This is a genomic window from Streptomyces sp. IBSBF 3136, assembly GCF_036815105.1.
In the GTDB taxonomy this organism is placed as follows: Bacteria; Actinomycetota; Actinomycetes; order Streptomycetales; family Streptomycetaceae; genus Streptomyces.
This window is the reverse complement of the sequence record NZ_JAJSZC010000503.1, coordinates 1-462: the sequence shown is the minus strand read 5'-3', so window position 1 is coordinate 462 and position 462 is coordinate 1. Positions and strand designations below refer to the sequence as shown.

Below are 462 nucleotides of genomic sequence, written 5' to 3'. Positions count from 1 at the left end.
GCGCCGCCCCGGGGAGCGGCGGGCGCCGGGGAACCGGGCCGGGCCGCCGCCGGACGAGCGGCGGAGCCACCCTGGCCGCCACCGGCGGGCGCGCCCGCGAAACCCCCGCCTCCGTACGCCGCGCCGCCGCCTGCGCCGAAGCCGGGGGAGCCGCCGGCCGGCGGGGCCGCCGAGCCGCCCGAGGGGTCGACGAGCGCCTCGATCTTCCACTGCACGTTGAACTGCTCGGCCAGCGCCTGCCGCAGCACGTCCTCGCTGCCGCTGCTCGCGAAGTTGTCGCGGGCTCCCGCGTTGACGAAGCCGAGCTGGAGGGTGGTCCCGTCGAAGCCGGTGACCTGGGCGTTCTGGCTGAGCAGGATCCAGGTGAACCGGCGCCGGTTCTTCACTGCCTCCAGGATGTTCGGCCAGAGCATGCGGGGATCGACGCTGCCGGGGGGTGCGGCCGCGGCCGGGGCCGGGGCC

General features: G+C 77.9%; 1 pseudogene. It reads right to left on the bottom strand.

Annotation, left to right across the window (positions count from 1 at the left end):
* Nucleotides 1-462: pseudogene (locus V7E45_RS40460) on the bottom strand (DNA polymerase III subunit gamma and tau); the annotation flags it as partial.